The organism is Paracnuella aquatica (genome assembly GCF_003332885.2).
GTDB lineage: Bacteria > Bacteroidota > Bacteroidia > Chitinophagales > Chitinophagaceae > Flavisolibacter > Flavisolibacter aquaticus.
The window spans coordinates 1-2570 of the sequence record NZ_QOWJ01000036.1; the positions used below are offsets into that span (position 1 = coordinate 1).

The 2570-nt window shown below is 53.4% G+C and carries 2 protein-coding genes; both read right to left on the bottom strand.

Annotated features, from left to right (window positions below; all coding sequences use genetic code 11):
• Nucleotides 1–53 precede the first annotated feature (53 nt).
• Complete coding sequence (gene istB / locus DRJ53_RS20930; RefSeq protein WP_114237624.1) at nucleotides 54–800, bottom strand: IS21-like element helper ATPase IstB; 747 nt, start codon at nucleotides 798–800, stop codon at nucleotides 54–56.
• Between the two features lie 43 nt (nucleotides 801–843).
• The gene (gene istA, locus DRJ53_RS20935; protein ID WP_206609861.1) at nucleotides 844–2379 is read right to left on the bottom strand and encodes an IS21 family transposase; all 1536 of its coding nucleotides are present in this window, start codon (nucleotides 2377–2379) and stop codon (nucleotides 844–846) included.
• Nucleotides 2380–2570 lie beyond the last annotated feature (191 nt).

The following is a 2570-nucleotide window of genomic DNA, read 5'->3' on the forward strand; positions in this document are numbered from 1 at the left end:
TTTTTACTGCTTTTCTAATTTGTCTTTGCAATTCAAATTTAGGACTTGCTTTTTCAATTGGCTGTTGCTCTTCTTTTTCGCATCGATTCTCCTTTCAATTCAACGCGGTGAGCGGCATGAACAATACGATCCAGGATGGCGTCGGCAACGGTGTGCTCTCCGATGATATCGTGCCAGCCGCTGACAGGCACCTGCGAGGTAATGATAAGTGAACTTTTACCATGGCGGTCTTCTACCATCTCCATCAGTGCGTTGCGGCCCTGGGCGTCAAGGGGCTGCAGGCCAAAATCATCCAGGATAAGGAGTTGCTGCTTTTCAATCCGTGCAACTTCTTTGATGTAAGAGCCATCGGCTTTACTCATTTTTAGTCGGGACAGCAGTTTGGGCATGTGGTGATAAATCACCTTATAGCCGCGTGAGCAGGCATGATAGCCGAGAGCAGAAGCCAGGTACGACTTGCCCGAACCAGTAGAACCGGTGATTACCACGGATTCTGCCCTGTCAATAAAATTGCAGGCAGCCAGCCGTTCTACCTGACCGCGGTCCAGTCCGCGATCCATGCCGTAGTGCAGTTCTTCCAAGGAGGCGCGGTAGCGAAAACGGGCCAGGCGGATGCGCATATCAATGGAGCGGTTCTGACGCTCATCCCACTCAGCCTGTACCAGCTCGTGGAGCCACTCGTCGGGGGTTAGTGTCGTCATGCGGTCAGTGTCCACTGAGGTTTTCATCAGCTGGTACATGCCGCCCAGGCGCAACGTGCGCAACTTGTCCAGGGTCTGTTCGTTGAGGTTTGTGATCATGTGTTTGGTTTTTTTTATGAAGTGAAGAATAGAAAACTGAGGGTTACTCGTAATAGCCTCCGCCGCGGATGTTGTTATGGCCCGGCATCGGCCGGGCCTCATTAAATACTTCTTCTTCCGCGTCGCGCCCATCCAGCCCCAGATCGAGGATACGCTCAATGGTGCTGTAGGAATACCGTTCATAGGAGTTGCCTCTTTTGCAGGCATTGATGAGACGCGGTTCCCCGACCTTCTTTGCCAGCGACAGGATGCCGACACAAGCCTTGTAGGCCTGCTCCGGATGAGGACGGGTCCGCAGAACCCCTTCCAGATACCTTCCTACTTCTTCAGCTACCCGGTGGCCCCAGGCAGTGAAAAACTCTGGCGACCACTCGGCTACAAAGCGGTGGGTGGATGCCATATGTGCTGCATCGGTGGTGTACTGATAGGGCCTGCGGGAACGGTGGTGAAGCGCGATTCGCTCGTAGTTAAAGAAGATCTCCACGCTCTGCACGCTATACAACAACTTGACCTTACGGCCTATAAAACGATACGGCACGCTGTAGTAATGCTTGTCTTCTGAGAGGCCCACGTGACCGTTCTTGGCCACGGTGGCATAGTGTTGCTTTTTGCAGTGGTAGGGAAACTGTGGCAATGGTGCCAGTGCACAACGCTCTACTTCTTCGAAGAGCTGGCGTCGGCTGTAGGGCCGGTTGGAGCGTTTCTGATTATTGTATGCTTCCAGCGCTTCACTGATGGCTGCGTTGAGAGCCTCAAGGGTTGTATAGGCAGCTTTACGGACAGGCACGTAGATACGGGTATAGGCGATGCGCACGGCGCCCTCTACCAAAGCCTTATCGCGTGGACGATAGGCTCGTGCGGGCAATACTACTGTGGCATAATGGGCGGCAAAGTCAGCGAAGGTCTCGTTGAGCGTAGGTTCGTAGCGGCTCGATTTGGTAACGGCGCTTTTTAGATTATCCGGCACGAGGGCTGCCGGTACGCCGCCGAAAAAGTGCAGGGCGTTCTGGCAGGCCGAAATAAAATCTTCCTTTTGCTGGCTGCGCACAGCTTCTACGTACGTGAGCTGCGAGGCTCCCAGAATGGCCACGAACACTTCCGTCGCTATTACCTCGCCTGTATCCCCATCGGTGTACGAGAGTTTCTCTCCCGCGAAGTCGATATAGCATTTATCACCGGCCTTGTGCTGCTGGTTCATCGTGGGGTTCTGCCGTCCCTTCCACTGGGCGAAATAATGCTTAAACTGGCTTTTACCCAGTCCGTCAGGATGCATAGCGCGGTATTGCTCCCAACAGGTAAGCAGGGTGACGCCCTTCTTTTTAAGTTCTTTTTCTACCGAAGGAAAGTGATGGGTAAGCTGTTGCAGCCGCTCGTTAACGGGGCTATGCTGCGGGGCTACAAAGAGCTCTTCGAGCTCTTTATCGGAGCACTGTGCAATGGCTTCCGGTGTTAGGCCGCTGGCCACATAGGCTGCCAGGTACTTCTTTAGCGTATTACGGGCCGTACCGCTGCGGGCTGCAATCTGATGCCTGCTTACCCCTTGATCGTGCAGGCGCAGAATAAGACGAATCTTAATCATGGAGAGAGGATGGTTAGACATGAAGCACTCCGTTTTTTACCAAAACTGAGTGAATCAGGATGCCTCCATCCCATCAAAAAATCAGTGCACCAGGTGGGTCAGTTTGTTCCGGCCAGCCTGGATCAATTTGCTCCGGCCAAACCGGGTCACATTAAACCGGCCAACCTGGATCAATTTGACCGGCGTATGCA